The sequence below is a fragment of the Bradyrhizobium sp. LA6.1 genome, from assembly GCF_040547805.1.
Classification (GTDB): domain Bacteria; phylum Pseudomonadota; class Alphaproteobacteria; order Rhizobiales; family Xanthobacteraceae; genus Bradyrhizobium; species Bradyrhizobium barranii.
The window spans coordinates 440,071-465,403 of record NZ_JBEPQK010000004.1 but is presented as its reverse complement, the minus strand read 5'-3'; the positions used below and the strand labels follow the sequence as shown (position 1 = coordinate 465,403).

23 protein-coding genes are annotated in these 25,333 nt (G+C 63.3%); 12 read left to right on the top strand and 11 right to left on the bottom strand.

The window, feature by feature from the left end; all coding sequences use genetic code 11:
• Positions 1-36: 36 nt before the first annotated feature.
• Genes ABIB99_RS12770 through ABIB99_RS12730 form a run of 9 tightly spaced genes read left to right on the top strand, consistent with a single transcriptional unit; the run spans position 37 to position 5,971 of the window.
• Positions 37-828: an urease accessory protein UreD gene (locus tag ABIB99_RS12770; protein ID WP_354176025.1), complete on the top strand. Its 792-nt coding sequence runs from the start codon at positions 37-39 to the stop codon at positions 826-828.
• A 26-nt stretch (positions 829-854) separates the two neighbouring features.
• Positions 855-1,157: an urease subunit gamma gene (locus ABIB99_RS12765; RefSeq protein WP_028148889.1), complete on the top strand. Its 303-nt coding sequence runs from the start codon at positions 855-857 to the stop codon at positions 1,155-1,157.
• A 9-nt stretch (positions 1,158-1,166) separates the two neighbouring features.
• Positions 1,167-1,742 carry a HupE/UreJ family protein gene (locus tag ABIB99_RS12760; protein ID WP_354176023.1) on the top strand — a complete coding sequence of 192 codons (576 nt, stop codon included), beginning with the start codon at positions 1,167-1,169 and terminating at the stop codon, positions 1,740-1,742.
• Positions 1,739-2,077, top strand: a complete 339-nt coding sequence (locus ABIB99_RS12755) for an urease subunit beta (RefSeq protein ID WP_354176021.1) — start codon at positions 1,739-1,741, stop codon at positions 2,075-2,077. Before ABIB99_RS12760 ends, ABIB99_RS12755 begins: the two co-directional genes overlap by 4 nt.
• 12 nt (positions 2,078-2,089) lie before the next feature.
• Entirely contained in the window at positions 2,090-3,793 is a 1,704-nt protein-coding gene (gene ureC, locus ABIB99_RS12750) for an urease subunit alpha (RefSeq protein WP_354176019.1), read from the top strand.
• Between the two features lie 23 nt (positions 3,794-3,816).
• On the top strand, positions 3,817-4,515 hold the full coding sequence (locus ABIB99_RS12745) for an urease accessory protein UreF (RefSeq protein WP_354176018.1): 699 nt from the start codon (positions 3,817-3,819) through the stop codon (positions 4,513-4,515).
• Positions 4,512-5,201: an urease accessory protein UreG gene (ureG, locus tag ABIB99_RS12740; protein ID WP_354176017.1), complete on the top strand. Its 690-nt coding sequence runs from the start codon at positions 4,512-4,514 to the stop codon at positions 5,199-5,201. Before ABIB99_RS12745 ends, ureG begins: the two co-directional genes overlap by 4 nt.
• Positions 5,198-5,509, top strand: a complete 312-nt coding sequence (locus tag ABIB99_RS12735) for a chorismate mutase (RefSeq protein ID WP_063980899.1) — start codon at positions 5,198-5,200, stop codon at positions 5,507-5,509. The genes ureG and ABIB99_RS12735 overlap by 4 nt, the downstream gene beginning before the upstream one ends.
• A gap of 24 nt (positions 5,510-5,533) precedes the next feature.
• Positions 5,534-5,971: a VirK family protein gene (locus ABIB99_RS12730; protein ID WP_354176015.1), complete on the top strand. Its 438-nt coding sequence runs from the start codon at positions 5,534-5,536 to the stop codon at positions 5,969-5,971.
• Between the two features lie 10 nt (positions 5,972-5,981).
• Here ABIB99_RS12730 and ABIB99_RS12725 read toward each other — a convergent pair whose 3' ends face one another.
• The 5 genes from ABIB99_RS12725 to ABIB99_RS12705 all read right to left on the bottom strand — a co-directional run bounded on the left by ABIB99_RS12725 (position 5,982) and on the right by ABIB99_RS12705 (position 10,965).
• Entirely contained in the window at positions 5,982-6,335 is a 354-nt protein-coding gene (locus tag ABIB99_RS12725; RefSeq protein ID WP_231143848.1) for a hypothetical protein, read from the bottom strand.
• A 188-nt stretch (positions 6,336-6,523) separates the two neighbouring features.
• A complete protein-coding gene (locus tag ABIB99_RS12720; protein WP_354176013.1) occupies positions 6,524-7,303 on the bottom strand; it encodes a copper chaperone in 780 nt (259 codons plus the stop codon).
• Positions 7,304-7,312: 9 nt separating this feature from the next.
• Complete coding sequence (locus ABIB99_RS12715) at positions 7,313-8,845, bottom strand: tyrosinase family protein (protein WP_354176011.1); 1,533 nt, start codon at positions 8,843-8,845, stop codon at positions 7,313-7,315.
• A 353-nt stretch (positions 8,846-9,198) separates the two neighbouring features.
• Complete coding sequence (locus tag ABIB99_RS12710) at positions 9,199-10,227, bottom strand: thermonuclease family protein (protein ID WP_354176010.1); 1,029 nt, start codon at positions 10,225-10,227, stop codon at positions 9,199-9,201.
• A gap of 243 nt (positions 10,228-10,470) precedes the next feature.
• Positions 10,471-10,965 (bottom strand): hypothetical protein, encoded by a 495-nt coding sequence (locus tag ABIB99_RS12705; RefSeq protein WP_071917756.1) that lies wholly within the window; start codon positions 10,963-10,965, stop codon positions 10,471-10,473.
• Positions 10,966-11,249: 284 nt separating this feature from the next.
• Here ABIB99_RS12705 and ABIB99_RS12700 point away from each other — a divergent pair, with 284 nt between their 5' ends.
• The 3 genes from ABIB99_RS12700 (at position 11,250) to ABIB99_RS12690 (ending at position 16,396) form a co-directional block, all read left to right on the top strand.
• On the top strand, positions 11,250-14,306 hold the full coding sequence (locus tag ABIB99_RS12700) for an ATP-binding protein (protein ID WP_354176203.1): 3,057 nt from the start codon (positions 11,250-11,252) through the stop codon (positions 14,304-14,306).
• Positions 14,307-14,645: 339 nt separating this feature from the next.
• The gene (locus ABIB99_RS12695; RefSeq protein ID WP_354176009.1) at positions 14,646-15,866 is read left to right on the top strand and encodes an OpgC domain-containing protein; all 1,221 of its coding nucleotides are present in this window, start codon (positions 14,646-14,648) and stop codon (positions 15,864-15,866) included.
• A gap of 41 nt (positions 15,867-15,907) precedes the next feature.
• Positions 15,908-16,396, top strand: a complete 489-nt coding sequence (locus ABIB99_RS12690; protein WP_208088978.1) for a DUF2059 domain-containing protein — start codon at positions 15,908-15,910, stop codon at positions 16,394-16,396.
• A gap of 10 nt (positions 16,397-16,406) precedes the next feature.
• Here the strand turns inward: ABIB99_RS12690 and ABIB99_RS12685 are convergent, their stop codons facing one another.
• From ABIB99_RS12685 to ABIB99_RS12660, 6 genes are all read right to left on the bottom strand, one after another.
• Positions 16,407-17,903, bottom strand: coding sequence for a sugar ABC transporter ATP-binding protein (locus ABIB99_RS12685; RefSeq protein ID WP_283017989.1), 1,497 nt, complete (start codon positions 17,901-17,903; stop codon positions 16,407-16,409).
• Positions 17,900-18,997, bottom strand: coding sequence for a hypothetical protein (locus ABIB99_RS12680; RefSeq protein ID WP_354176006.1), 1,098 nt, complete (start codon positions 18,995-18,997; stop codon positions 17,900-17,902). The genes ABIB99_RS12685 and ABIB99_RS12680 overlap by 4 nt, the downstream gene beginning before the upstream one ends.
• Positions 18,994-21,117 (bottom strand): ABC transporter permease subunit, encoded by a 2,124-nt coding sequence (locus ABIB99_RS12675; RefSeq protein ID WP_354176005.1) that lies wholly within the window; start codon positions 21,115-21,117, stop codon positions 18,994-18,996. Before ABIB99_RS12675 ends, ABIB99_RS12680 begins: the two co-directional genes overlap by 4 nt.
• A gap of 77 nt (positions 21,118-21,194) precedes the next feature.
• Positions 21,195-22,211 (bottom strand): sugar ABC transporter substrate-binding protein, encoded by a 1,017-nt coding sequence (locus tag ABIB99_RS12670; RefSeq protein WP_354176003.1) that lies wholly within the window; start codon positions 22,209-22,211, stop codon positions 21,195-21,197.
• Between the two features lie 41 nt (positions 22,212-22,252).
• Entirely contained in the window at positions 22,253-23,224 is a 972-nt protein-coding gene (locus ABIB99_RS12665) for an ABC transporter permease (RefSeq protein WP_166078254.1), read from the bottom strand.
• 40 nt (positions 23,225-23,264) lie between these two features.
• Positions 23,265-25,148: an AMP-binding protein gene (locus ABIB99_RS12660; protein WP_354176002.1), complete on the bottom strand. Its 1,884-nt coding sequence runs from the start codon at positions 25,146-25,148 to the stop codon at positions 23,265-23,267.
• Positions 25,149-25,333: the final 185 nt, after the last annotated feature.

Sequence of the window (25,333 nt, the reverse complement as noted above, 5' to 3'; positions counted from 1 at the left end):
AAATTCGATCTGCAGCGCGCTGCCGGGGAAGCTCGCGTGGTGTTCTCCGGCGCCGCAAACGGCACGGAGATCATCAACGTCTATCAGAAGTTTCCGATGGCCGTTGCCTTCCCGAATGTCGACGATCGTCGGCGCAAGGAGGCGGTCCTCATCAATACCTCGGGCGGTGTCGCAGGCGGCGACGAGATCAGGATCGAGGTGGTCGCTCAAGGGAATGCGTCGGTCGCGGTGACCACGCAGGCCGCGGAGAAGGTCTATCGGGCGCTGGATCGGCCTGCGCGAATCCGGACGCGGTTAAGGGCTGAGGGAAATGCCCGGCTTGCGTGGCTTCCGCAAGAGACGATCGTCTTCAACCAGGCGCGCATCGCGCGGCAGACCGAGATCGATGTGAACTCGGGTACCGAATTGATTGCCCTCGAGTGGCTGGTTCTTGGCCGCATCGAAAGCGGCGAGGAGGTTCTTGCCGGACATATCCTGGACAATTGGCGCGTCAGGGTCGACGGCCGTCTGGTGTGGGCGGATGGCTTCCTCGCCTCAGACCAGGCGCTCCCGCAGCTTCGGAAGACGGCGCTGCTCTCGAACTGGAAGGCGATCGCGACAATGATCTATTTCGGTCCGGGTCTCGAGGCCCGGCTCGAGAGATTGCGCGAGATCGGTGCTTCGCTGGAATGCGCGTGCGGCGTCACGATCGTGGGCGCGATCATCGTGGTCCGGGTCGCCGCGATTGCAAGCGTGGACCTCAGGCGAGGTCTGCGCCGCTTCCTCGATCAACTCGACCATGAGCTCGGATCCGGTCCCTTCGGAGTGCCGAAGATGTGGTCCTGTTAGCAGCGCGGCCAGGTGGGAGGAGCATCTTGAATCTGACGCCACGGGAACGAGACAAGCTGATGATAGCCCTCGCCGCGATCGTTGCGCGTGGCCGGCTCGCGCGAGGCGTCAAGCTGAATTATCCCGAAAGCATCGCATTGATTTCGGATGCCATCATGGAAGGCGCCCGCGACGGACGATCGGTCGCGGATCTGATGTCCGAAGGTGGCCGGCTGCTGCGCCGCGACCAGGTCATGGAGGGCATCCCGGAAATGATCCGCGAGATCCAGGTCGAGGCAACGTTTCCGGACGGGACCAAGCTTGTCCCGGTGCACAACCCGATCCGATAGGAGCCGATGATGCGCATCATCCCGATTTGCGTCGCTGCGTTGAGCCTGCTTGCGGCGCCGGCCTTCGCTCATCCCATTCCGGGCGCGGGCAGTTCGTTCGACGCCGGTCTCGTCCATCCGTTCAGCGGCGCCGATCATCTGATTGCGGTCACGTTGGTGGGAACGTGGAGCGCGCTCGTGGGCGGATCCGCGAGAGCCGTGTGGCCGCTGACCTTTCTGATCGCGATGCTGGGCGGCTTCGCCGCGGCAAGCGCAGGACTTGAGCTGGGATTTGTGGAGGCGGCGATCAGCCTCTCGGTGGTGGCGCTGGCAGCGTTCGTTGCGTTCGAATTCAGGATGCCCGTCATGCTGGGCGCGGCGGCCGTCGGCCTGTTCGCGTTCTTCCATGGTCACGCCCACGGAACTGAAGCCGCCGCGATGCTTGTTCCCTACGTGATCGGCTTCACGACGGCGACCGCCGCACTTCTCCTGACCGGCATGGTCATCGGGTTCTCAGGAGGAAACGCCGCCAGAAGAAGCTTGCTTCGCGCGGCGGGCGTTTGTGCCGGCCTTGTGGGGCTGCTGCTGCTTGGAGGCGTGGCATGATTCCCGGGGAGGTCATTCCGGCCAAAGGCGACATCGTCCTGAACGGGGACAGGACGGCACTGTCGATTGCCGTAGCCAACACCGGCGACCGGCCGGTCCAGGTGGGCAGCCATTATCACTTCGCCGAAGTGAACGCCGCACTCGTGTTCGATCGATCCCTTGCCCGTGGGTGCCGCCTCGATATCCCGGCCGGGACGGCCGTGCGGTTCGAGCCGGGCCAGTCGCGCGAGGTCTCATTGATCCCGTTTGCCGGAGCGCGGCGCATCTACGGCTTCAGCGGCGGCGTGATGGGACCTCTGGAATCAGGGACCGATGCGTCCGGCGCCAACGAATAAGGTGAGGAAGACATGTCCCACACGATGAGCCGCGCGGCCTATGCGCAGATGTTCGGCCCGACGGTCGGCGACAGGGTGCGCCTGGCGGACACCGACCTGTTCATCGAGCCCGAGAGGGACCTCACGATCTATGGCGAGGAGGTCAAGTTCGGCGGCGGCAAGGTCATTCGCGACGGCATGGGACAATCGCAGCTCACGCGCGCGCAGGGGGCGGTCGATACGGTCATTACCAACGCGCTGATCCTCGATCACTGGGGAATCGTCAAGGCCGACATCGCGATCAGGGACGGGCTCATTGCCGCCATCGGCAAGGCGGGCAACCCCGACATCCAGCCGGGTGTCTCCATCATCATTGGGCCGGGGACGGAAATCATCGCGGGCGAGGGCAAGATCATCACCGCCGGCGGAATGGATACGCACATTCATTTCATCTGCCCGCAGCAGATCGACGAGGCGCTCTTCTCGGGCGTCACGACCATGATGGGTGGCGGCACCGGACCAGCCGCTGGGACGACGGCGACGACCTGTACGCCGGGGCCATGGCACATCCATCGGATGCTCGAGGCGCTGGATGGGTTCCCGATGAACTTCGGCATTTTCGGCAAAGGCAATGCGAGCGTACCCGCGGGCCTGGTCGAGCAGATCGAAGCCGGCGCGTGCGGCCTGAAGCTGCACGAAGACTGGGGCGCAACGCCCGCATCGATCGACTGCTGTCTCTCTGTTGCCGACGACATGGACGTGCAGGTCATGATCCACACCGATTCCCTGAACGAAGGCGGGTTCGTCGAGCGCACGATCGCCGCGTTCAAGGGCAGGACGATCCATGCGGCCCATACGGAAGGGGCCGGCGGCGGGCATGCGCCTGATATCATCAAGGTCTGCGGCGAGAGCAACGTCATTCCAGCCTCGACAAATCCCACGCGCCCCTACACCGCGAACACGCTCGACGAAGCACTCGACATGCTGATGGTGACCCACCATCTGGACCGCCGCATTCCGGAGGATGTCGCCTTCGCGGAGAGCCGCATTCGAAAGGAGACGATCGCCGCAGAGGACATCCTGCACGATCTCGGCGCGTTCTCGATCGTGTCGTCGGATAGCCAGGCGATGGGGCGCGTCGGCGAGGTGATCACGCGGACCTGGCAGACCGCCGACAAGATGAAGAAGCAGTTCGGGCGGTTGGCGGAGGAGACCGGGCAGAACGACAATTTCAGGGCGCGGCGCTACGTCGCGAAATACACGATCAATCCGGCCATCGTGCAGGGCATGTCACGCCATGTCGGTTCGGTCGAGGTCGGAAAGCTCGCGGACATCGTGGTCTGGGATCCGGCGTTCTTCGGGATCAAGCCCGACATGGTCCTGAAATCAGGCATGATCGTCGCCGCGATCATGGGCGACCCCAATGCATCGATACCGACGCCTCAGCCGGAATATTACCGGCCGATGTTCGGTGCCTTCGGCCGTTCTCCCGGCAGAAATTCGGTGACCTTCGTCAGTCAGGCCTCGCTCGAAACGACGAGGCAGCTGGGCCTGGCCAAGCAACTCCTGCCGGTCTCGAACACGCGATCGATCGGCAAGCATTCCATGATCCTCAACGACGCGCTGCCTCTCATGGAGGTCGACCCCGAGACCTACGAGGTGCGAGCCGACGGACGGCTGCTCACGTGTCCGCCGGTGAATGTGGTCCCGATGGCGCAGCGCTATTTCATGTACTGACGCGTTGCCGGCATGGTGGTGCGATGACAGACCAGACTTATGGACATACGGCGCTGGCGTTCCTGAGGCTGCAGAGCTGGCTCTCGCCGTCGTTCCCGAACGCGGCCTACAGCTACTCGCACGGACTGGAGTGGGCGGTGGAGGCCGGCTATGTCTCCGATCGGCGCAGCCTGATCGATTGGCTCGAGGCCGACCTTTGCTACGGCTCCGGCCGGAACGAAGCCATCTTCTTCAGCGAAGCCTACCGATGCGTAGCCGAGAGCGCCGAGGACCAGCTCCCGGAACTGGCCGAACTCGCAGCCGCATCCCGCGGCACATCCGAATTCGTGCTCGAATCCGAACAGCAATCGTCTGCGTGCCTTACGACCCTTCGCAGTGTCTGGCCGGATCGAATTCTGGACATGTTCTCCGACCCGAAATGCCCGCCGGTGCTGGCTGTCCTGCTCGGAGCGCGAGCCGCGCGCGAACGGATTGCCGTCGAAGTCGCGCTGCCGGCATTCCTGCACAGCTATGTCGCCAATCTGGTGAGCGCGGGCGTGCGGTTGGTGCCTCTCGGTCAAACCGATGGTCAGCTCGCCATCGCGGCGCTCGAGCTGCCGATCCTGTCGCGCAGTGAAATCGCAAGCCGCGAGACGGTCGACGATCTCGGTTCGGCGGGCCTGATGGTTGAGCTCGCGTCCATCGCGCACGAGCTCCAATATACGAGGTTGTTCCGGTCATGAAGACGATTGAACGCGAGAGCAGGTCTCTCCGCACACCCGGCATTTCGGCAACCAACGGGCCACTGCGCGTCGGCATCGGCGGCCCTGTCGGTTCCGGAAAGACGGCGCTGGTCGAGGCGCTGTGCAAGCGCCTGCGCGATTTCTACGAGATCTACGTCATCACCAACGACATCTACACCAAGGAGGATCAGCTCATTCTGACCCGCGCGCAGGCATTGGCGGCGGAGCGCATCATGGGGGTGGAGACGGGTGGCTGTCCGCATACGGCCATACGGGAGGACGCCTCGATGAACCTGGCGGCGATCCACGACATGAACCTGAGGTTTCCGGACGCGGAGCTTTGCTTCGTCGAGTCGGGCGGCGACAATCTCGCCGCCACCTTCAGCCCAGAGCTTGCGGACCTGACCGTTTACGTGATCGACGTCGCCGCAGGAGAGAAGATCCCGCGCAAGGGAGGGCCGGGGATCATGCGATCCGATCTGCTGGTGATCAACAAGATCGATCTGGCTCCCATGGTGGGCGCGAATCTGGAGATCATGGAAGCGGACGCGCGGCGGATGCGAGGCGCGCGACCGTTCATCTTCTCCAATCTGAAGAGTGGCCAAGGTGTCGATGAGATTGCGGGCTTCATTCTGCAGAAGGGCGGGTTGTCCGCCGCGGCGCTGTCTGTAGGTGCCGATCGATGACGGATGATGACCAGGAGTTTGCCGGCGATCTGGCCAGGCTGCGCCGCAGCATCGACAATCTGGATGCGGCGATGGTGCACCTGCTCGCAGAGCGCTTTCGCTGTACGGACGCGATCGGAGAGCTCAAGGCCAGGCATGGACTGGAATCCCGGGATCCCCGACGTGAAGCGGCGCAATTGAAACGGCTTCGCATCCTCGCCGCACAGAGCGGGCTCGATCCGGATTTTACCCGGAAGCTGCATGCCCTGGTCGTGCGAGAAGTCATCACCAATCATGAGGCGGTGAAGTTCGAGTCGGGAGCCGGCTAGAGCCGCCAACCCTGGGAGCCACATTTGTCGAATGATCTGCGCAGCTGCGCCGCCGCGCTGGCGATCGTGGCAAGCTTCTGGACGCACCCCGCGATCGCGGACGAAGCCGGAAACGCCGACTATGCGGCGCTGAACAAGGCGATCGTCGACGGCAAGGAATTTCGCATGCTCGTCGACCTTTCAGCCTGTCAAGTTCACGGCACGGGCGCGGCGGGACCTCCGGTCAAGGCGAGCATGCGGTTTGACGGATACATGATCCAGCCTGACGGGACGATCGCTTTCGCAACGACCCATTTCACGGTGAGACCGGACAAGGCGGTCAGGGAATTCCTGTCGTTCAGGGTGCACCCAAACGGCAGGATCGAGGCGCGCACGATGGTCCTGGATGCCGTCAATGACGCCGTTCTCAAGGATACGGCATTCGATTGCGAGATTGGAAAAGGTGCGACATTCCACTGGTGATGCGCGGTCGTTACGCTGACTGGTCGACCAGGCTGCCGGGCTGCTGGCCCTTCTTCTCCAGCTCCTTTTCGATGGCGTCCCGGATCTTCTGCTCCACCGCCGCTTTCTGGTCCGGGGTCATGTTGGCGAGGTCGGCCTCGCTGAGATTCATGCTCTTCAGAATGGCAGCCCGCATACGGTCGAAGGGATTCATCTTCGCGTATTTCAGGAACTCCTGCACGACGCTGCTGTCGCCCGATGCGCCATCTTCGCTTGCTTGCGAGGGCCCACTATTGTCGGTCACCGACGGCTTCGATGCACCGGTCGATGAGCCGGCTTTCGCAGGCTGGTAGCCGAAGATTGAAGCTCCTGGCGTGACTTGCATGTTCGGCCCCTCGAGACGATCGCGAAGGGCAAGCAACGTACGTGCCAAATCTTTTCGTTCGATTTCCCGATGTTTCCGGGCACGCGCTCATCGGCAGCTTGAAAAAATTGCCGGTGCGGCGGTGTCGCCGGCAAAGTTTGCCCGGTCGCCTACGGGAATCGCGTCGTCGCGCGTGCCGTCGGCACCGATCAGGTTGCCTTCACTCCGGCGCTCTCCGAGCGTCGCCAAAGGCCAAGCCTGAACCATAGCAGCCTGGCAGCGGTCGATGGCCATCGCACCTCCCAGGCCGGGCGCCGCGGTTTGTCCAGGCGCTCGGCGATCAAGAATGCACTGGTCGCGGCCATCGCCGCCAAATGCCCGCCTTGCGTCACCAACGGAACGAGCATCAGCGCCCAGCAGGCTCCGCAACACCAGATACCCTGGGTGACGCCATATCCGAGAGCAGCCAGGTCGGCCCTGATCCCATACGCCGCCAGCGGCGGCTGGTCGTGGCAGTGGTTCAGGCAAATCTGTTTCCCGGGGGAGAATTGCCAGACCAGGACGAGCGATCCCGCCAATGCGATCGTGACGATCGATGATGATTGCATCAGTTGCAGCGCCAGCACGGCCAGCACGATGGGAATGCCACAGGCAGCCCAGATGGCGCAATATCCGATCATGAAGAGCGCCATCGACCGCATGCGTCGGCGCGGCAGGCTTCGCGCACGCACGTGCCCAAGAGCGCCCGCGAGCATCGGCATCATCATCGCCGCGACCATCAGCATCCATTCGCCGGCGAGTGTTGCCGGCGAATAGAACGTCATGGCAAGGGCGAGCTGATCGAGTGACAGTGCCGGCCAGACATCGCTGTTGCAGAAGGCGACGAGCCTGCGCTGGTCCGACAACGCCACGACGGCGGCCCACGCGGCGGCAGCCGCGACGGTGAGCGGAATACGGATTTGCAGACGCTCGTAGGCCGCGGGCGTCATGAGCGGCCGTCAATCGCCCTGTCGGACGATGCTGATGCGGCCGACACTCACGTCGGCCGACTGCTGCACCGGCGCGACGGCCTGGAGGCGAACGCCGACCTTTGCGGGATCGGCATTGCCCGAACCGGCGAACTCCGAATAGGGCTTGGTAATGTTCAGCGCGTACGACAAGCCGTCTCCCGCGTGCCCGGTATCGCTCTCCGTCGCCTTGGTGACGCCGAAGAGCCCGATGCTCCCGACCTGCCGCTCGAAGGACGGCGCGCCGTCCTTCCCCGCAAACTGCAGATAGACCTGCAGCACGGTGGCGTCGGAATATCCGCGCACATTCTCCAGATTGAGAAAGACCTGCTCAGCGCGTGCCCCGGGCGCAGGGCCGGCAGCCAGCCTGGCGGCAACTTTCGTATGCGTACGCGCATCGAGTTGCACGGAGGTCTCGGCACCTTTCCCTGCGACGGGAAGCGATTGGGCATTGGCGCCAAGCACCTCAACTGTTGCTCCAGTCGATCTCGCCATCGCGACCGCTCCGGGTGGTGTCGCTGTCCTGCCGGCGACGGCCGCCAATGGCGCGCCTGCCGGCGAGAAATCGCTGTAAGTATAGCCCACCCCGGCAAAGTCCGACATCTGTTCCGGCGTGTACTCCCACGGCGAGCCGTCGGGGAGAGGAACGACAAATTTGTGCTGGCCGAGGCTGGCAGGTCCCTTCTTCCAACTGGCTTCTTCCGGATCCGTGTTTAGGGAATCGCCCTGCCTCCAGCTTTGCCACAGCCGATCGATATTCGCGTGGTGCAGCCAGAAGATGGGATCCAGACCGGCCGTCACCGGTGACGACATCAGTCCCGGCAATGGCCTCGTGCTCGCCTCCGGGAACATCTTCTCGCCGCCGACAAGGCCGTGAACCTGGTCGTGCGGTTGACTTTCGATGTCGCCATGCTTGGTGCCGCCGTGCTCGAAGCCGGTGTCGATGCCACCGAAGCCGCGGTCGCCGCCACTTGCCACACCGGTGAACTCGTGAACGTCCATCGCATCCAGGTTCACGGCATCGAGCGGGACGAAGATCTTGCCGGGCTGCGAAGGATCGCCGGGTCCCCACCGCTGTTCGATAAAGAGGGGATTGTTGCCTGTGCCGTCCGGCCAGTCCGGGCTGCCGAATGCCGGCGGCAAGCCATCCTGACCGGGTTTGAAGTAGTTCCAGTAGGGCAAGGTCCAGTCAGGCGGCCCACCGAGCGTCACGACGGTCGAGCGAATGAGCTTCTCAAACCCAATGAGATAGCCGCGGTGCCACGGCAGAAAATACCAGCTGCCGTGCTGACATTGCTGCCAGAACTCGTTGAAGTCGGCCTGGGCAGGAACTTGCTCGGCGGGCGCCTTGTAGCCGTAGAACTCCCACAGGCCCTGATGATAGCCGTGCATGCCGGCCCAGAAGCGCCAGCTGGTTCGATCGTTGAGCGGCTTCGGCCTCAATGCGCCAACCGCGCGCGCGTACCAGAGAATCGGATCTGCCCAGTCGCCGCCAAGCTCCCACACGTTCTGTCGAACAAGCATGTCGTTCTCCTTCTCGCTTGACTGCGGCGCCGGCCCGCCGAGAGAACGGGCAGGCGGCTCCGCCGGATTGATCTTCCTCTCATCCACCAGCTCGCTTTGAGAGCCGGCCTCTTGGGTCACTCGGACTTCACCGAGGACGCTCCGCAATCGCCGCGACCAGGAAAATAGACGAAAAATCTATGGTTGTGTAGTGGCGAATTCTAACCGTTAGCGCGAGCAGCCTTTGATCGGCCAGGCTCGGCCGCTGGAAATGCCTGCAACGACAGGACAATAGCGGCGCATGAACGTACGAGCTCACGGCCGGCAACAATCTGCGACAAAACGCCGTTGATCCCGGTCGGCCGCGCGCGTCCTCAGAACGTCGTGATCGGCTTGCCGTCCGCCCCGACGAGACTCGACGGCGCCTCGCCGAACACCAGCCCCTCCGGCTGAAACTTGATCGTCTTGCCGCCTTCGACGAAGTCGGCGAAATTGCGCGGCGTGGCCGAGTGCACACCGTTGGTCAGGAAGTCGTCGATCTCGTAGCAGGTGTCGGGCTTGCCGCCGGAACCTTCGCCCAAGAATTTCTGGAAGGTCTGGCTCGTCACCTTCGCCTTCTTGCGCGCCGACCAGTTGGTGTAGCGGCGATAGAGCTTTGGCAGGATCACCGGGCCCTTGTCGGTCGCGAGCACGTCGGTCTCGTTCTTCCTGGGTTCGCGCAGGTCGAAGTCGAAGGCGGGAATCGTCTTGGCGAGATGCTTCCAGACCGGCAGCTTCTGCGCGCGTGCGGGCTTCGCGAGCGCGAGGAAGGCCTTGATCTCGTCGTCGTTCATCGAAGAGTAGAAGGTTGGATAGGCAAAGCCCTGTTCGACCAGCCAGTGGTTGATGTCGATGGTCTTGCCGGCGACCGTCACCTCGATGTCGCCGACCAGCCGGCCATAGGTGTCGAACACCTCGTTCGGCGCATCGACATGGGTGAACACGCGGCAGGCGAGCGTCGGCCCGCCGGCGCTGCTGAGGAAGTCATGCAGCGCCTTGCTCGTCGTCGCGCCAAGAAACTGCCGGTAGGGGTGCGTGACCTCGTGATAGGCCTGCCGCTTGGCGTCGCTCAGGCCCTTCTTCTCGGCGGCCGAGAGCGGCGAATGCAGCTCCGGCGCGTCGATGCCCTGAAGGCGAATGGTGAGCCTGCCGTTCTTGATCGGCGCCGTCGCGGTCCGGCCCTTGACCTTGGCGCCCTCGAAGACGTGGGTCGGCTGGAACGGCACCTGGTCGTTCTTGCGGAAGCGGATCGCGTCAGGGGCGACATTCACCACGACCTTGGTGGTGTCGGCGTCCGACCGGCCCTCCGGCCAGAACTGGCCGACATCGATGGTGCCTACGACCTCCAGCAGTCCAACGGGCATCGGGCGCTCCTGTCAAACGAACGCGGCGGTCGCCTCAAGCAGGCGACTCGCACGCGCACTGGCAGGTAGCGGATCATCTTCGTGCGACAGGCCCGTGACGGGGCGCGGCCGCGAGACAGTGCAGCGCGGCCTTCGAGCGGAGAGGGCGGGGCATGATTGGTCCGTCGTGCAACGCATGCTGTGGCGACGACGGACCATCTTCGATTGGTGCGGAAGCCTCCGCGCTGCTGCTCCCGCTCGGAATCAGGGACGGTACGGACAGACCATCGTTAGGTGGAGCAGCGTCGGCGCCTGGTCCTCGCCGTTGTCGTACTCCCACTCCAGCCGGATTTCGTGCCGGTCGGCATAGGCGTCGCTCGCCGCGTGGGTGATGATGTTCGTCTTCATCGGGATCGGCGGCTCGGAATTGAAGCACTTCCGCACGCAGGCATCGAGCAGCGCGCATCGCGTCAGCGGGATCACGCCGGGCTCGTCCTTGGACAGCGGGACCGTATTCAACTGCGTGGTGAGGTCGACGCGAGCCCGTCCCTTCTCCTTGTGCCAGTACGCCGCGCTCCCGTCCGGCCATTTGTCCGCCGGCGTCAGGATCAGATGGTACTGGCCGTACTCCAGGGTCGGCACGTGGATGTCCGGCGACGCCTTGAGGATGTCCACGCTCCTCTGCATGTTTTCCTGGGGGAAATAATTGTCGTTCATCAAATCTTTGAATGAAGCCCCGGTGTAAGTTCTCGACCCCATCGTCTTTTCCCTCAATATGTCCTTGGCTTTGTGAAAATACATACAGCTCCGCGACGCCGGTTAGTTTTGCCAACCCGGCTTCACCGAATATATGCCCCATCTTTGCTGGGATTTGCATAGGCTACCACTCAGGACTGTGTTTCGTCCAGATCGCCAACCGCACCGTGCTCCGCTAACGGCGATGGGCAAGTCCGATTGCTAAGCGGTTCTTGATAGGTATTCTTACCACGAGTTGCTCGCGGGCGCTGGACGACAGCGACGCCGCGATCCTTGAAGGCGCAGGAATGCATTGCTTCGCGTGCCAGTCGGCGATTGATTCGGACGATAGCTGGTGCTCCAAGTGTGGGGCGGCGGTACGTCGGCGTGCTGATCCCGACAGCGAGCGGCGGTTTGTGACAATTCTCCGAGCCGACGTCATCGACTCCACAGGGCTTGTTGCCGAATTGGAGCCGGAGGAGGCCGTCTCACGCCTGGAGCCAGCGCTGGCGGCCATGAGGGGCGCGGTACGCCAGTTTGGCGGCATCGTCAGCAAGGAGTTGGGGGACGGCTTGGCCGCTGTCTTTGGTGCCCCGATCGCCGACGACAACCATGCTCCGCTGGCCTGCCATGCGGCCATCGAGCTTGTCCGGCGGGTCGGCAGTCTTGGCGATCCCGGACTTCAGGTTCGGGTCGGCCTCCATTCGGGGCACGTCGTCGCCTATATGGTCGCCAGCGAATTTTCCAAGGTCTACGAGATCGGAGGAGCCGCTCAGCATCTTGCCGCGAGGCTGGAGGCCGCGGCCGAGGCCAATCGGATCTACGTGTCGGAGGCCTGCCAGAAACTCGCGGATGGACATGTCCGATTCGAAGCCTTGGGTCGCAAGGTGCTGCGCGGTTTCAACGAGCCGCTGCCGGTCTACCGTGTCGTCGGAGCGAGCGACCTTTCAAGCTGGCGGGTGCGACGAGCGCGGAGCGTTTCGCGGTTTGTCGATCGCACGACTGAGCGGGCCCTTTTGGCACGTGCCGCGGAGAGGTCCAGTGCAAGCCGGCAGACGGTCCTGCTGATCGGCGATGCAGGCATCGGAAAATCGCGGCTCGCGCATGAGTTCGCCCAGGAGCTCAAGGCCGATGGCTGGCGGCTGATTGACGCCGAGTGTAGTCCGAACCTTCAGGGCGTGCCGTTCAGCGCGCTCAAGCGCACCATACTTTCGATCTTCGAAGTTGCCGCCAGAGATTCGGATAGTCTGGTCGACATCCGAAAGGAGTTGCCGGCAATCCATCAGCTCGCGATCGATTCCATATTGGATATTCCGGTCGCGGATCATCGCTGGAGTGAGCTGGAGCCTTACGCGCGCGCGCGTGCCATTTCCGATGCAAGTTGCGCCATCGTGCAAAGCCTGGCCTTTCAACAGCGTACGGTTCTTCTCATCGAGGACCTGCACTGGATCGACCGAGCCAGCGATGCGGTTGTTGCTGCAATCGCGTCGTTACAGAGTCCCAACCTGATAGTTTTTCTCACGAGCAGGCCGAACGGCATGCCCGAGTGGATCGCACGCTGCCATGCGGAAGTGATTGCAATGCGCCCCCTGGATGACGATTCGGGATTGGCCATGTTGGCCGATATGCTCGGACCGTCGGCGATGAACACCGATTTGAAGAACCGGATCATCTCTCATACTGCCAACGTTCCTCTATTTCTCGAGGAAGTCTGCCGTGGACTGAAAGATAGTGGCACGCTTCGCGGTCAGTGGGGTGACCTTGCGCTCGTTCGACCTATTGACGAGCTCGGCATCCCTACCAGCATTCAGGGGGTGATTGCGGCGCGGCTCGATCGTGTCTCAAGGCAGGAGCGCTCGGTTCTCCAAATAGCGGCGGCGCTGGGGCCGCGCTCAAGCGTGATGATGCTGCGGAACGTCACCGCGCTGCCCGAAGACATTCTCCAGGATTGCCTCGGAGCGCTCGACCGAGCCGAGATCCTCGTCAGGATCGATAGTGAACTTGAGGACTCGATCGAGTTCCAGCACGAGATGGTCCGCCAAGTGACCTACGAGTCGATGGTCGAAAAGGTGCGCGAGAACATACATGGGCGAATACTTGCGGCCTTCGAAAGCGACGAGACATGGAGCGACGGTCCTGACACGCTTTGCTACCACGCGATGCGCGCGAAGGATTGGCTGAAAGCGTTCGGGTACGGGAGAGGTGCCGCGCAGAAATGTCTTGTGCGCTCGGCGTATGCCGATGCGGTCGACTATTTCGGGATCGCGATGAGTTCGCTCGACAAGATGCCGATGACTCTCTCGCGGGAGGCAGATGCAATTGACCTCCGGATGGAGGCGCGAATGGCATTCATCTGGTCCGGTCAGGTTGCCGAGTGGATCGATCTCGGAAAAGAGGCCGAACGCCGGGCTAGTGGAATTGACGACATCGGAAGAAAGGTCGCCGCCATGACCGTCATGGCGGGTGGACAGAATTTCTACGGAACGCCAACTGAAGCGGTTGCGCTCGGCCAGGAGGTCGTTGGCCTCGCCGAGAAGTCAGGCAACCCGGGTTGGCGCAACCTTGCACAATACAATCTGGGACAGGCCTATTTTCTCGCCGGTCGATATCGCGAAGCGGAGCAGATGTTGGCGCAAGGCCGCGCTAATCTCATGGGACCCGAAGCGAGCGCGCCGTTTGCCACTCCCCCAAAATACACACTGCTCCTCTGCTGCATGATGAAAAGCTTCACCCACACCGTCATGGGCGAACTCGACGCCGCCGAGCAGTTCCAGCAACAAGCTTCGGCGATCGCGGAAGAGACCAACCGCCCCTACGACCGCGTTGCCGCCGCCTATAGCGGCGGCTGGCTGATGCTCGGCCGCAATGAGCCGGCCGCGGCCGCTGCCATTCTCGAAGACGGGTTTGTGCTGGCGCAGAAGCACGGCATCCGGCTGTTCGTGCCGGTGCTCGCCTGTCACCTCGGCATCGCCTATCTGGAGCAGGGGCTGTTCGACCGGGCGCGCGGCATGCTGGCCGAGGCGCGCGAGGAGGCGAAGGCGGTCGGCTATACCTCGGCGGTGCTGCGCAGCTCGATCTACCTTGCGCTCGCAACCTTCCGCCTCGGCGACGTCCAGGCCGCGCAGAACATGCTGCGCGAGGCGCGCAACACCGCTCGCCAGCAGGGGTTTTCCGGCCTCGAGGCCGAGGCGCTGTTCGGCGAGGCCGTGGTGACGCCGCCAACGGATGCGGCGAACAAGGCCGCGATCATCGTCGCCTTGCGCGCGGCCATCGCGATCGCCTCCGAGAGCGGCGCGCTGCCGCTCCAGCACAAGGCCGAGGCGATGCTGACCGGGATGCTCGCGCGGGGCGGCGAGCTGACCTGACCCTGCTCCCTCCCTGGCGTGCGATCGTACCGCCGGGCTGTTTTTTTGCCCGACGGGCCGTTTGAGTTTCGCAGGCAAAGCAAGGACTTAAGAGACCGTCTCTACTGTGCATGGGGTTGTTTTCGACATTTTGCAGGGATGACCACCACCTCCCGCCGGCGCCGTTCAAGGTCTCATGACTTGCAGGACGCGGTCTGCCCGCCCTGATGACGAAGCCCCTTGCACGGACGCCAAGGTCGGCTACCGTCGGCACTAGCCGCAGGGTCAGGTGACTTTTGATTTACAGTTTTTAGCATCCGATTCTGCGGCGGCGCGACGCTCACCGGACGAGGCGGGGCCATGATCACACGGGACCAGTCAGCTTTGTTGGCGCCGGTCGAGCGCGATTTGCGGCTCGATCTCTTCCGCGGCGTCGGGTTGTGGATGATCTTCCTCGATCACATCCCGCACGACGTCGTGGCCTGGCTCACCTTGCGCAACTACGGCTTCAGCGACGCCGCCGAGTTCTTCGTCTTCATCTCCGGCTATCTGGTCGGCTGGATCTACGGGCCGATCGTCGCCGGCGGCTGGTTTCTCGCCGCGCTGAAGCGGCTGTGGCGGCGCGCAGGCGAGATGTACGTTGCCCACATCATGCTGTTCCTGCTGTTCACTGCGCAGATCGCGCGCACGGTCAGGAGGTTCGACAACCCGATGTATGCGGACGAGTTCAACGTTCACAATTTTCTCGACCATCCGGACATCCTGATAGGTCAGGCGCTCTCGCTGCGCTACAAGCCGGTCAATCTCGACGTGCTGCCGCTCTACATCACGCTGGTGCTCGCCGCGCCCTTCATCGTGTGGGGCCTGGTGCGCCGGCCGAACCTGACGCTGGCTGCCTCCGTGGTGTTGTATGTGTTGGCGCGCCGGTTCGACTGGAACATCGCCTCCTATCCGCCGGGCACGACCTGGTACTTCAACCCGTTCTGCTGGCAGCTGATGTTCGTGTTCGCCGCCTGGTGTGGCGTCGGCCAGATCGACAAGATCGCAACATGGGTGTGGTCGAAGGCGGCGATGACGCTGGCGGCGGCCTGGCTCGCCTTCGCATTCCTGATCGTGATGACCTGGCACATCCCTGCGCTCGAGGCGCTGATCCCGAAATGGATGATCAAGGCGATCTACCCGATCGACAAGACCGACCTCGACATGCTGCGCTTCACGCACTTTCTGGCGCTGGCGGTCTGGGTGATCTATTTTATCCCGCGCCACTGGAAGGCGTTGCATTCGAAATGGCTGCACCCGGTCATCCTCTGCGGCCAGCATTCGCTGCCGATCTTTTGCCTCAGCGTGTTCCTGTCGTTCTCGGCGCATTGGATCCTGATGCAATTCACCAGGGGCGTCTGGGAGCAACTCGCCGTCTCGTTCGCCGGCTTCGTCATCATGTTCGGGGCGGCGTGGCTGCTCGACCGCGCCGAGCGGGTGCCCAGCCTCTTCGTCAAGGTGACGGATGTCGACGACGAGCGGGAGGCCGCCGCCGAAGGCGCGCCGGTAACGGTCATCGGCGCGGCTCCGGCTCGCCGCTGAGAACACATCGCGTCGCCGGGACGATTTTTCGGGAGAGATGCATGTCGAGATTTTTGTTGACGATTGCCGGCGCCCTCCTGCTCCTCGTCTGCAACGCGTCGGCGCAAGGGCCGTCGCCCGAGGCGATGGATGCTGCGCGAAAACTCGTCGCCACGCTGAAGATCGCAGATCAGTATCGCGCGGCGCTCCCGCAGCTCCTGCTCAAGCTGAGACCCGTGGTCGCACAGGACCGGCCTGAGATCGAGCGCGACTATGACGCAATGACGGCGCCGGGCTCCGACATCTACGCGCCGTTCTTTGCCTCGATGATCGACCAGATCGCCGCGCTCTATGCCCAAAACTTCACCGTCGACGAGCTGCGCCAGATCGAGGCGTTCTATGCCCAGCCTGCTGGCCGGAAGTTTATGGAAAAGTCCGATGCGCTGGCGCAGGCGAGCGCGCAGATCGGCCAGGACGTCAGCCAGAAGGCCGCAGATGAATTAAAGCTGCGCCTCATCGAGGCGCTGCGCCAGAAAGCGCACAAGCCGTAGACCGTCATGCTCAGTGAATCGCGGCGTACATGATCCTCTCCTCCGTCGCCTCCAATGCGGAGAATTCCTCCACGACCTTGCCCTGGCGCGAGACCAGGATGCGGTCGGAGAGCGCCATGATCTCGGGCAGGTAGGATGAGATGACCACGACCGCCTTGCCCTCGTCGGCGAGTTGGTTGATCAACTCGTGGATCTCGACGATGGCGCCGACGTCGACGCCGCGCGTGGGTTCGTCGAAGATGATCAGATCGGGCTCCTGAACCAGCGATTTGGCGATCACGACCTTCTGCTGATTACCGCCGGAAAGCTCGACCACCTTGCCGTCGTTGCCGATCGCGCGAACCTTGAGCCGTTCGATCCAGGTCCTGCCGATCGCCTCGTTCTCTCGCCGCGACAGCATCATGCGGCCCTTGGGAAATTTCGATAGAAGGCCGAGATAGATGTTGCGTGCGATTGAGGACGTCTCGAAGAAGCCTTCGACCTTGCGGTCTTCAGTCACATAGGCGATGCCGGCCTGCACCGCCGGCGCCGGCACCCGGTAGCGCACCGGCTTGTCGTGCAGCAGGATCTCGCCGCCATGGAAGAAGTCGCGCTTCAGCACGCCGGAGACGATCTTGAACGTTTCGGTGCGGCCGGCCCCGACGAGGCCGAATACGCCGGTGATCTGTCCCGCGAATACCGACAGGGAATTATTCTTCACCATCGGCGCCATCTTCAGGTTCTGCACGGTGAGCACGCGCGCGCCGGGCGGCCGCACGCTGCTCTTTCGCGCACCGTAGAGCGTGTTGGAGAGGTCGCGCCCGACCATGGCCTGCACGATCGCCGCACGGTCGAAGTTGGTGGCATCGTCGGTGACGACGTGCTTGCCGTCGCGCAGAACCGTGATGCGGTCGGCAAGCAGCAAAGCTTCTTCCAGGGCGTGCGAGATGAAGACGATCGAGACGCCGCGCTTCTTGAGATCGCGGACGAGGTCAAAGAAGTATTTCTTCTCTTCCGGCGTCAGCGACGCCGTCGGCTCGTCGAAGATGATCACCTTGGCGCGGTGCAAAACCGCGCGCGCGATCTCCACCATCTGCTTCTTGGCGGCGCCGAGGCCGCCGACGGTGGCGGTCGGCGTGACGTCGAAATTGAGCGATTGCAGGAACTGTTGCGCAGCGATGTAGATGCCGCGCAGGCGGTTATAGAATTTCTCCTGCCCGAGAAACAGATTCTGCGCGACAGTCATGGTCGGCACCAGGCTGTTTTCCTGGAACACCATGGCGATGCCGAGATTGCGCGCCTCCAGCGGCGTCCGCGGCGCGACGTCGGCGCCGTCGACCGTCATGGTGCCGGACGTCAGCGTCACCACGCCGGCCATCACCTTGGTCAGTGTCGATTTGCCGGCGCCGTTCTCGCCGACCAGCGCGTGGATCTCGCCGCGGCGGAGGTCGAAGTCGACCCCGTCGATGGCGGGCACGCCGGCGTAAAGTTTTGTGGCCTTGCGCAGCGAGAGTGCGATGTCGCTCATGAGCGGAACTCCTCGGCAAGACCGGACAGCGGCAGTCGCAGCACGCGACCCGGTCCCTTGGCGATCAGGACGAGATCGCCGCCCATCTCGATCGCCGCGACGATACCGTGATTGGCGCCGTCGACCCGGCTGTGCAGCGAATAGAGCGGCTGGCCATCTGCATCGAGTCGGATGACGAGGCCGTAGGAGCGCGGCGGCGCCCACGGCTTGACCACGCCCATGGTCTTGATGTGTGCACCCTGCATCGGCTCCTTGAACGAGAAGCCCGAGCGCAGGCGCGGCGCAACCCAGTAAGCCGGATCGATCTCGGCCATCATTCGCTTGCGGTAGGCCGGCTCGCGCAACACGAACTCGATCAGCTGGGTGCGCGCGGTGAAGGCGGTGAGCCAGTAGCCGCCGCCCGCGGCCTTCGACAGCCGCGAGGGGTAGACGGGCAAGTGAGCGAGCACGGTCCGCGGCGCTGCGCCCGGCGCCACGAGAACGAGGCGGTGACGCCAGCTCTCGCTGACCAGCACGCCGTTGCCATGCGCGCAGGCACCGAAGGCATGGCCGAGCCCCTGAGCCAGCGGTGTCACGGTCTTGCTGGCGGGATCGAGCCTGAACACCCGGCCGCTCCGGTTGAGCTCCATCAGGTCGCGTGCCCAGTCATCGACGCCGCATGTCGCCGAGCCGTCCGTCGCGATCAGCGTGTTGTCGCTCGCGAGCGTCAGTGCGTTGACTGCATTGAACGCACTATCTGCTAACGTCACGCTTGGCTGCTCTGCCGAGGGGCTTGCGTAGAGCCGCACCTCGCGTCCCCCGAGCGCGACGGCGAGGCCGCCGCCGGGGAGAGCGCAGAGTGCCGAGATCGGCCGCTCGAAGCTGCGGATCTCCGATGCCGTGCCGTCATTCAGAGACATCAGCCGCTGGCCGTCCGCGATGAAGAGGTTGCTTCCGTCGGTGGCGAGATCCTGCGGCGCCTCGCATGTCAGCAAGGTTTCGGCCGATTCCAGCTTCTGGTTGGGCTTCAACGCGCCGTCGAAGGACGGCACGGTGATGGTGGCGTCGCCGCGCCCGAGAAAGCGGTTGGCGAACTCCCTGACGGCCGCGATCACGACGGCTTCCCCCACCTTTTGTCATACTGGACGAAGTTCGGATCGGCATTGTCGAGCTTGTAACGACCGATCCGGTTGTTGAGGATGCCGCCGAGATAGAGATAGCCGCGATGCTCGCGCATCGAGGTGATCATCGGATGGTTTTCGCCGCGCAGGTCCCAGAAGGATTCGACGATCTTGCCCTGCTCGTTGAACTTGACCACGCAGCCGGTGTTGATGTTGGGGAATAGCCATTCGTCGACAGGCACGCGCTTGCCCATGCGGCGGCGGAAGCCGGGCATCTTCCAGGCGAGGTCCAGCGAGGGGCTGCGCATGCCGACCAGCGCCAGCCAGTAATTTCCGTCCGAGGCGAGATTGATGTTGTCGGGGTAGCCCGGCAGATTGTCCATGACGACCTCGACCTTGCCCTTCTTCGATCCTGCGAACCAATAGCGCTTGATCGAGCAGCCGAAGGTTTCGGCGAATAGAATCGATTGGCCGTCGCTGGCGACGCAGATGCCGTTGGGGAATTTGAGGCCGCGCAGTTCGGTGCGCGTCACGCCGGTCTTGGTGTCGTAGGAGATGATGCGGCCATTGCCGCGCGCCTCGAGGCCGTCGATCGGCCACTCGTCCATCTCGTAACGCACGGTTGCCTCGGAGAAGAAGATCAGCCCGTCGTCGGTGATGTCGAGATCGTCGGCGAGCCGCAGGCGGCTGTCGTCGTTGACCGAGCGCATGCTGCGATTGGTCTCGTCGGTCGCCTTTTCCACCGTGCCGTCAGGCTTGATGCGATAGAGCCCCATGCCGCCGATGCAGACGTAGAGATTGTCCTCGCGGTCGAAGGCCATGCCGAGCGGCTGGCCACCGATATGGGCGAACACCTCCATCTTCTGATAGTCGGGCGCGAGGAAGCGCATGATGTCGCCATGGCGCGAACCCGCATAGAGATTGTCGTGGCGATCGAGGATGACGTCCTCAGGCGCCTCGATGCGGCCGAGGCCGATCGACTCGACGTTGCGCAGCTTGTCGTTCTGCTCGAACGGGCCGCCTTGCCCGATCTCGGTCGGCGGCGGTGGCGGCAGCGCGTGATAGGTGGGGGCCACGTAGACCTTGCTGATGATGCGCGTCCGATTCTTCTGCCAGCGGATATCGACCATCGCGGCGACCAGCAGGATGCCGGCGAGCGCCATCCGGTTGACGCCGCCACGTGCATTCATGGTCGTCAGGCCATTGGTGATCAGGAGCACGATCAGCACCCCGACTGCCGATTTGGCGACCGAGCCCTTGCCGCCGCCGAGCGTGATGCCGCCCAGCACCGTCGCCGTCAGCACGATCACCTCGAGGCCAACGCCGATGTCGCCGCCGACGGTGCCGAGCCGGGACGCGAAGAACAGCGCACCGATACTGGTCAGCACGCCGCTTGCGACGTAGCAGAGCGCGATGGTGCGGCGGACGGGAATGCCGGAATTGTAAGCTGAACGACGTGAGCCGCCGATCGCGGTGATGTGCCAGCCCGGGCGCAGCCGGGTCATGAAGATATGACCGAAGATGGCGATGACGATATAGACGAGCGCCACGGTCGGAATGCCGAAGACGCTGCCGCTGCCGATGAAATCCCAGGACGGGATGTCGGGGAAGGCCGACGCGATCGCGTTGGAGTAGCGCTGGATCAGGAGATCGTAGGCCGAGCGGTAGATGATCAGGGTGATCAGCGTGGTGATGAAGGCCCGCAGTCGCAAATATCCGATCAGGATGCCGTTGACGGCGCCGAGCAGTGCGCCGCAGAGCAGGGTGGCGGCCACCACCGCCGGGACCGGCCAGCCCAGCACGTCGAGAAGATAGAGGGCACAGAAATCGGTCAGTGCGAAGATCGAACCGACGGAGAGGTCGATGCCGCCGACGATGACGACCAGCGCCAGCCCGAGCGCGATGAAACCGATCTCTCCAGCCTGGCGCGCGGTGTCGGCAAGGCTCGCCGGCGACAGGAAATTGTCGATGGACCGGCTGAGCGCGAGGCCGACGATCAGGAGGAGGATGACCGGGATCGCTGTCTCGGTCCATCGCTTGGACAGGATTTCACCGAGGAGATGATCGGGCCAGTAGCGGTAACGCAGGCTTGTCAGAGTGTCGCGCATCGGCATTCCGGGACCTTGCAAGTTTCGAGATTACGTCCCGGACGTGAGATCGTCCGGGACGCCAGGGTCTTGCGTCGCGACAATTATTTCTTGAGGTCGCTGAGATTCCAACAGGCCATCTGGCTATCGGCGTTCTCCTTGGTGATCGGAATCAGCGTGGTGTATTCCGAGCCCTTGACGGAGCCGGGCTTGATGCCCGACGACAGCAGCCACTTGATGGTGCCGGCCATCTGCGCGGCCTGGGTCGGCACGTCGTAGCTCATGTTGAGATCGAACGCGCCCGACTTCACCAGTTCGCACGCGCCCTTGCGCTCGCCGCCGCCGGAAGTTGCCACGAACACCTTGCCGGTGAGGCCGGCCTCCTTGACGGCCGCCGCCGTGCCGATGTCCATGCCGTCCCAGAAGCCGACGATGCCGCAGAGATCGGGATTCTGCTTCAGCACCGTCTGCGTGATCGCCTTGGCCTTGGCGGCGTCCCAATCGGCGGCCTGGCTCGACACCACCTTGATTTCAGGATGCTTGGCGAGCACGTTCTCGACGCCCTTCAGCGTATAGGCGCTCGCGGCGGCCGACAGCGCACCCTGGATGATCGCGATCTTGTTGGACTTGCCCTCGCAGGCCTTGACCACGCCTTCGGTTTGGCGTTCGCCGATCTCGACCCAATTGGCACCGACGAAGGCCGAACTGCGATAGGCAGAGCCCATGTTGATCTGGATGACGTAGATGCCTTCGTTCTCGGCGCGCTGCAGCAGCTTGGCGTAGGTCTGCACATCAGGATTATGAACCACCATCACCGCCGGCTTCTCCGAGATCAGCGAGGTGACGGCCTGCGCGCCGGCATTGGTGTTCCAGTTGGCGTCGCGGATCACGAACTTGACGCCGAACGGCTCGAGCTCCTTCTTTAGTCCGGCATACCAGCCCTCCGTGAGGTCGAAATTCATGGCGACCGGCACATAGGCCACGGTCTTGCCGGCCAGCGCCTCCTTGAACGGCTTCTGGAACGGCTCATCCAGACCCTGCTGGGCGAGGGCCGGTGCGGTCATTGCCGCAAGACCCAGTGCGGCAACGATTGTCTTTGTCGGGCTGCCGAAATGCTTCATTGCTTCCTCCTTGGTTGTGGTCGTCGTTATTGTTGGATCGCTTAGATGTCACCCTGTTGTGCCGTTTCCTCGTTGCGCGGATTCAGGAAGGAATCCGTGATGACGGCGAGCAGCAGCACCACGCCCTTGATGAGATTCTGCCCGGCGTAGGAGATGTCCATGATGGTCATGCCGTTGAGCATCGTTCCGATAACGAGCGTGCCGATGACGACGTTGAGCACGCCGCCACGGCCGCCTGATAGCCCGATGCCGCCAAGCACGACGACCAGGATGACGTCATAGATGAGCGTCGAGTTGAAGATGCGGGTCGGCATCGAGTTGACGGATGCCGCCATCACGAGGCCGGCAAAGCAGCCGATCAGGGCGGTGATCACATATTGCAGGACGATGATCGGGCGAGAGGGAATGCCGGTGACACGCGCGGCATAGGGGTTGTCACCGATCGCATAGATATAGGCGCCCCAGCGCGTCTGGCGCAGCAGGAACGCGACCACGATGCAGGCGATTGCGAACATCCAGATCGACGTCGGAATGCCGAGAATGGTGCCTTGTCCGAGCCGCTCGAAGCCGTCCATGCCCGGGCTCCATTGCACGACGTCGAGCTGGAACAGCGCGGTCTGCCCGAGCCCGGCCAGCAACAGGCCCGTTGCCAGCGTCGCAAACAGCGAAGGGACTTCGGCATAGGCGATCAGCCAGCCGTTGACGAGGCCAAAGGCAATCGTGAGCAGGACGGCGGTCAGCAGCGAGGCCGGTAGCGAATGACCGTTCTGCACCATCTGGAGCACCAGTCCGGGCGGCACCGCAAGGGCCGCGATCAGCGAGATGTCGATGCCGCGTCCGATCACGACGATTGCCATGGCAAGGCCGAGGATGCCGAGCACTGCCACGTTCTGGAGCAGCGTCAGCATGTTGTCCGCCGTCAGAAAGCCGCGCAGGAAGATCGAAAACACAAGGAACAGCAGCGCAAAGACTGCGAAGACGATCTCTTGCTGATTGAAACGAAAGCGCTTCATCCCCGTCTTGCCTTTCTTCGACCCGGCTGTTGCGCGACCGTCAGGACGATCGGTTCTCGATGCGATAGGTTTGTGGAAGCGTTGCAAGGCTTTCGACGAGCATCTTTGTTCGATCCAGATCACCGGAATGGACCGAGATGCTGACGACTGTGTTGAGCTTCTCGTCTTTCTCGACGAGGATATCTGCCGCGGTGTCGGGGCCGAAGATGCGATCGATCTCGGTCCTGACCTTTTCCCGGACGGCGAGATCGCGAAGCGTGGGCTTGAAGATCTTCCCGACGGCGGTAACCGGAAGAGCTTCGAGCAGGACGACGCGCTTTGGCCTCGCAGGAGGCTCATTGACGTTGTGTTCGAGATGCTCGCGCAATTGCGCCAGATCGATTGTCTGTCCGGGGGAGGGCACCACGAAGAGAACTGGAACCTCTCCCGCGTAGGCGTCGGGCATGCCGACGGCCGAGCTCATCTGGACACCGGGGAAGGCGTTCGCGACGTCCTCGATTGCGGCAGGGTCGATGTTGTGACCGCTTCGTACGATGAGGTCCTTCTCGCGCCCCGTCAGCACGAGGCGTTGATCCGGGGTGAGATAGCCGACGTCGCCGGTGACGATCCAGTGGTCGTCGGTGAGCACGCCTTTGTCGTGCTGGGGATCGACGTATCCGGGAAACACCTGCGGTCCCCTCACGAGGACAAGACCGCTGGTGAGAGGCGGACACTCTGTCTTCAGTTCGGCATCGGCCAGAGCGACGATTTTGGTCTTTGCGAACGGCGCCCTGAAGCCGACGCTGCCTTGCACGGGAGTGCCACGGCCGGGATTGAAAGCGATCGCGGCCGCGGTTTCTGTCATCCCGTAGGTCTCGAACAGGGTAATCCCGGTCCGCGCCTGAAACCTGTCGCTGACAGCCTTGGGCGCCACGGCCCCGCCGGTGAGCGCCATGCGAACGGTGCTGACATCGGAGGACCCGATCGGCACCTCGGCAAGAGCAGCAATCGACGTCGGCACTCCGCTCACGATGGTCGCGCGGAAGCGCTCCACGGTGTGCCAATAGTCGCGGATCGCTTCGGGACTTCTGAGGCTGTACGGGGAGGGAATGATCACATGACCGCCGGCAGCGAGAATCGACAGGCCGAGCGTCATGGTGCCGCCGACGTGAAACAGCGGAAAACCGTTCACGGCGGCATCCAGCTCATCCAGTCCGTGGACCTGCGCAAAGCTCCAGGCCGCATGGATCTGGTTGCCATGTGTCAGCCGAACCAGCTTAGGTCGTCCGGTGGTCCCGCCGGTGTGGAAGAGGGCGCAGATGGCATTGCGATCGGTCGAAGGTGCGAAGTCCAGTGTGCCGCGCGGGCTCGCGGCCGTCTCATTGAAGTTTAGAAATCCTCCAGGCAGCGGACCGGTCGCGCCCATCACAAAAATGGCCTTCAGCGACGGGACGCGTTTCGCGACGTTGGCCGCCTTGGTCCAGATCGCGCGATCGGCCGCTTCGGCCGGGATCACCAGCACAGTCGCATTCTGCGCCTCGAGCAGGTCGGCGATTGCGTCTTCGTTCAGGAGATAGTTGATCGAGCTGGCGACGCCCGCGACCTGGGCGCCGAGCAATGCGGGGAACAGTGGCGGCAGGATCGGACAGAGGAACGCGGCGGTCCCGCCGCTCTCGCCGATCCCGTGCGACCGGAACAGATTGGCCGCGCGGATGATCTCCGCAAGCAATTGCCGGTGCGTCAGCGTCGCGTCGCCCGGCTCGCGCGAGCCTTTGGTCAGCACCGTCAGTGCGGGCCGATCGGGATGCAGGTGCGCCGTGGCTTCGAAGAGATCGAGCAGATTGCGGGAAGGGACCAGCGAATCGTAAGGCCGCTGCTCCAACGCCTCGATATCGGCAATGGTTTTGACTGGCTGCGTGAACCGCGTTGTGATTTGCGATGACAAGGCCCTGCTCACGGGCATCGCCATTCGGGCGGCACGGCAAGCTGTGCAGCAGTTGACTGGACCTGACGCAAGCGAACGTTTCCCGCCTATTTTGTGGACTGCTTTTTGTTCTTCATAGGCCACATGCCGGAGCGCGGCTTGCTCCGGAGCGCAAAGCTTTTGCTTCTCCGCGCAAACGGTCTTGC

Excerpts from the sequence above, each read along its gene's own strand:
- ABIB99_RS12760 (WP_354176023.1), top strand. The coding sequence starts at position 1,167 with ATGCGCATCATCCCGATTTGCGTCGCTGCGTTGAGCCTGCTTGCGGCG.
- ABIB99_RS12755 (WP_354176021.1), top strand. The coding sequence starts at position 1,739 with ATGATTCCCGGGGAGGTCATTCCGGCCAAAGGCGACATCGTCCTGAAC.
- ureC (WP_354176019.1), top strand. The coding sequence starts at position 2,090 with ATGTCCCACACGATGAGCCGCGCGGCCTATGCGCAGATGTTCGGCCCG.
- ABIB99_RS12745 (WP_354176018.1), top strand. The coding sequence starts at position 3,817 with ATGACAGACCAGACTTATGGACATACGGCGCTGGCGTTCCTGAGGCTG.
- ureG (WP_354176017.1), top strand. The coding sequence starts at position 4,512 with ATGAAGACGATTGAACGCGAGAGCAGGTCTCTCCGCACACCCGGCATT.
- ABIB99_RS12735 (WP_063980899.1), top strand. The coding sequence starts at position 5,198 with ATGACGGATGATGACCAGGAGTTTGCCGGCGATCTGGCCAGGCTGCGC.
- ABIB99_RS12725 (WP_231143848.1), bottom strand. The coding sequence starts at position 6,335 with ATGCAAGTCACGCCAGGAGCTTCAATCTTCGGCTACCAGCCTGCGAAA.
- ABIB99_RS12720 (WP_354176013.1), bottom strand. The coding sequence starts at position 7,303 with ATGACGCCCGCGGCCTACGAGCGTCTGCAAATCCGTATTCCGCTCACC.
- ABIB99_RS12715 (WP_354176011.1), bottom strand. The coding sequence starts at position 8,845 with ATGCTTGTTCGACAGAACGTGTGGGAGCTTGGCGGCGACTGGGCAGAT.
- ABIB99_RS12710 (WP_354176010.1), bottom strand. The coding sequence starts at position 10,227 with ATGCCCGTTGGACTGCTGGAGGTCGTAGGCACCATCGATGTCGGCCAG.
- ABIB99_RS12705 (WP_071917756.1), bottom strand. The coding sequence starts at position 10,965 with ATGGGGTCGAGAACTTACACCGGGGCTTCATTCAAAGATTTGATGAAC.
- ABIB99_RS12700 (WP_354176203.1), top strand. The coding sequence starts at position 11,250 with ATGCATTGCTTCGCGTGCCAGTCGGCGATTGATTCGGACGATAGCTGG.
- ABIB99_RS12695 (WP_354176009.1), top strand. The coding sequence starts at position 14,646 with ATGATCACACGGGACCAGTCAGCTTTGTTGGCGCCGGTCGAGCGCGAT.
- ABIB99_RS12690 (WP_208088978.1), top strand. The coding sequence starts at position 15,908 with ATGTCGAGATTTTTGTTGACGATTGCCGGCGCCCTCCTGCTCCTCGTC.
- ABIB99_RS12685 (WP_283017989.1), bottom strand. The coding sequence starts at position 17,903 with ATGAGCGACATCGCACTCTCGCTGCGCAAGGCCACAAAACTTTACGCC.
- ABIB99_RS12675 (WP_354176005.1), bottom strand. The coding sequence starts at position 21,117 with ATGCCGATGCGCGACACTCTGACAAGCCTGCGTTACCGCTACTGGCCC.
- ABIB99_RS12670 (WP_354176003.1), bottom strand. The coding sequence starts at position 22,211 with ATGAAGCATTTCGGCAGCCCGACAAAGACAATCGTTGCCGCACTGGGT.
- ABIB99_RS12665 (WP_166078254.1), bottom strand. The coding sequence starts at position 23,224 with ATGAAGCGCTTTCGTTTCAATCAGCAAGAGATCGTCTTCGCAGTCTTT.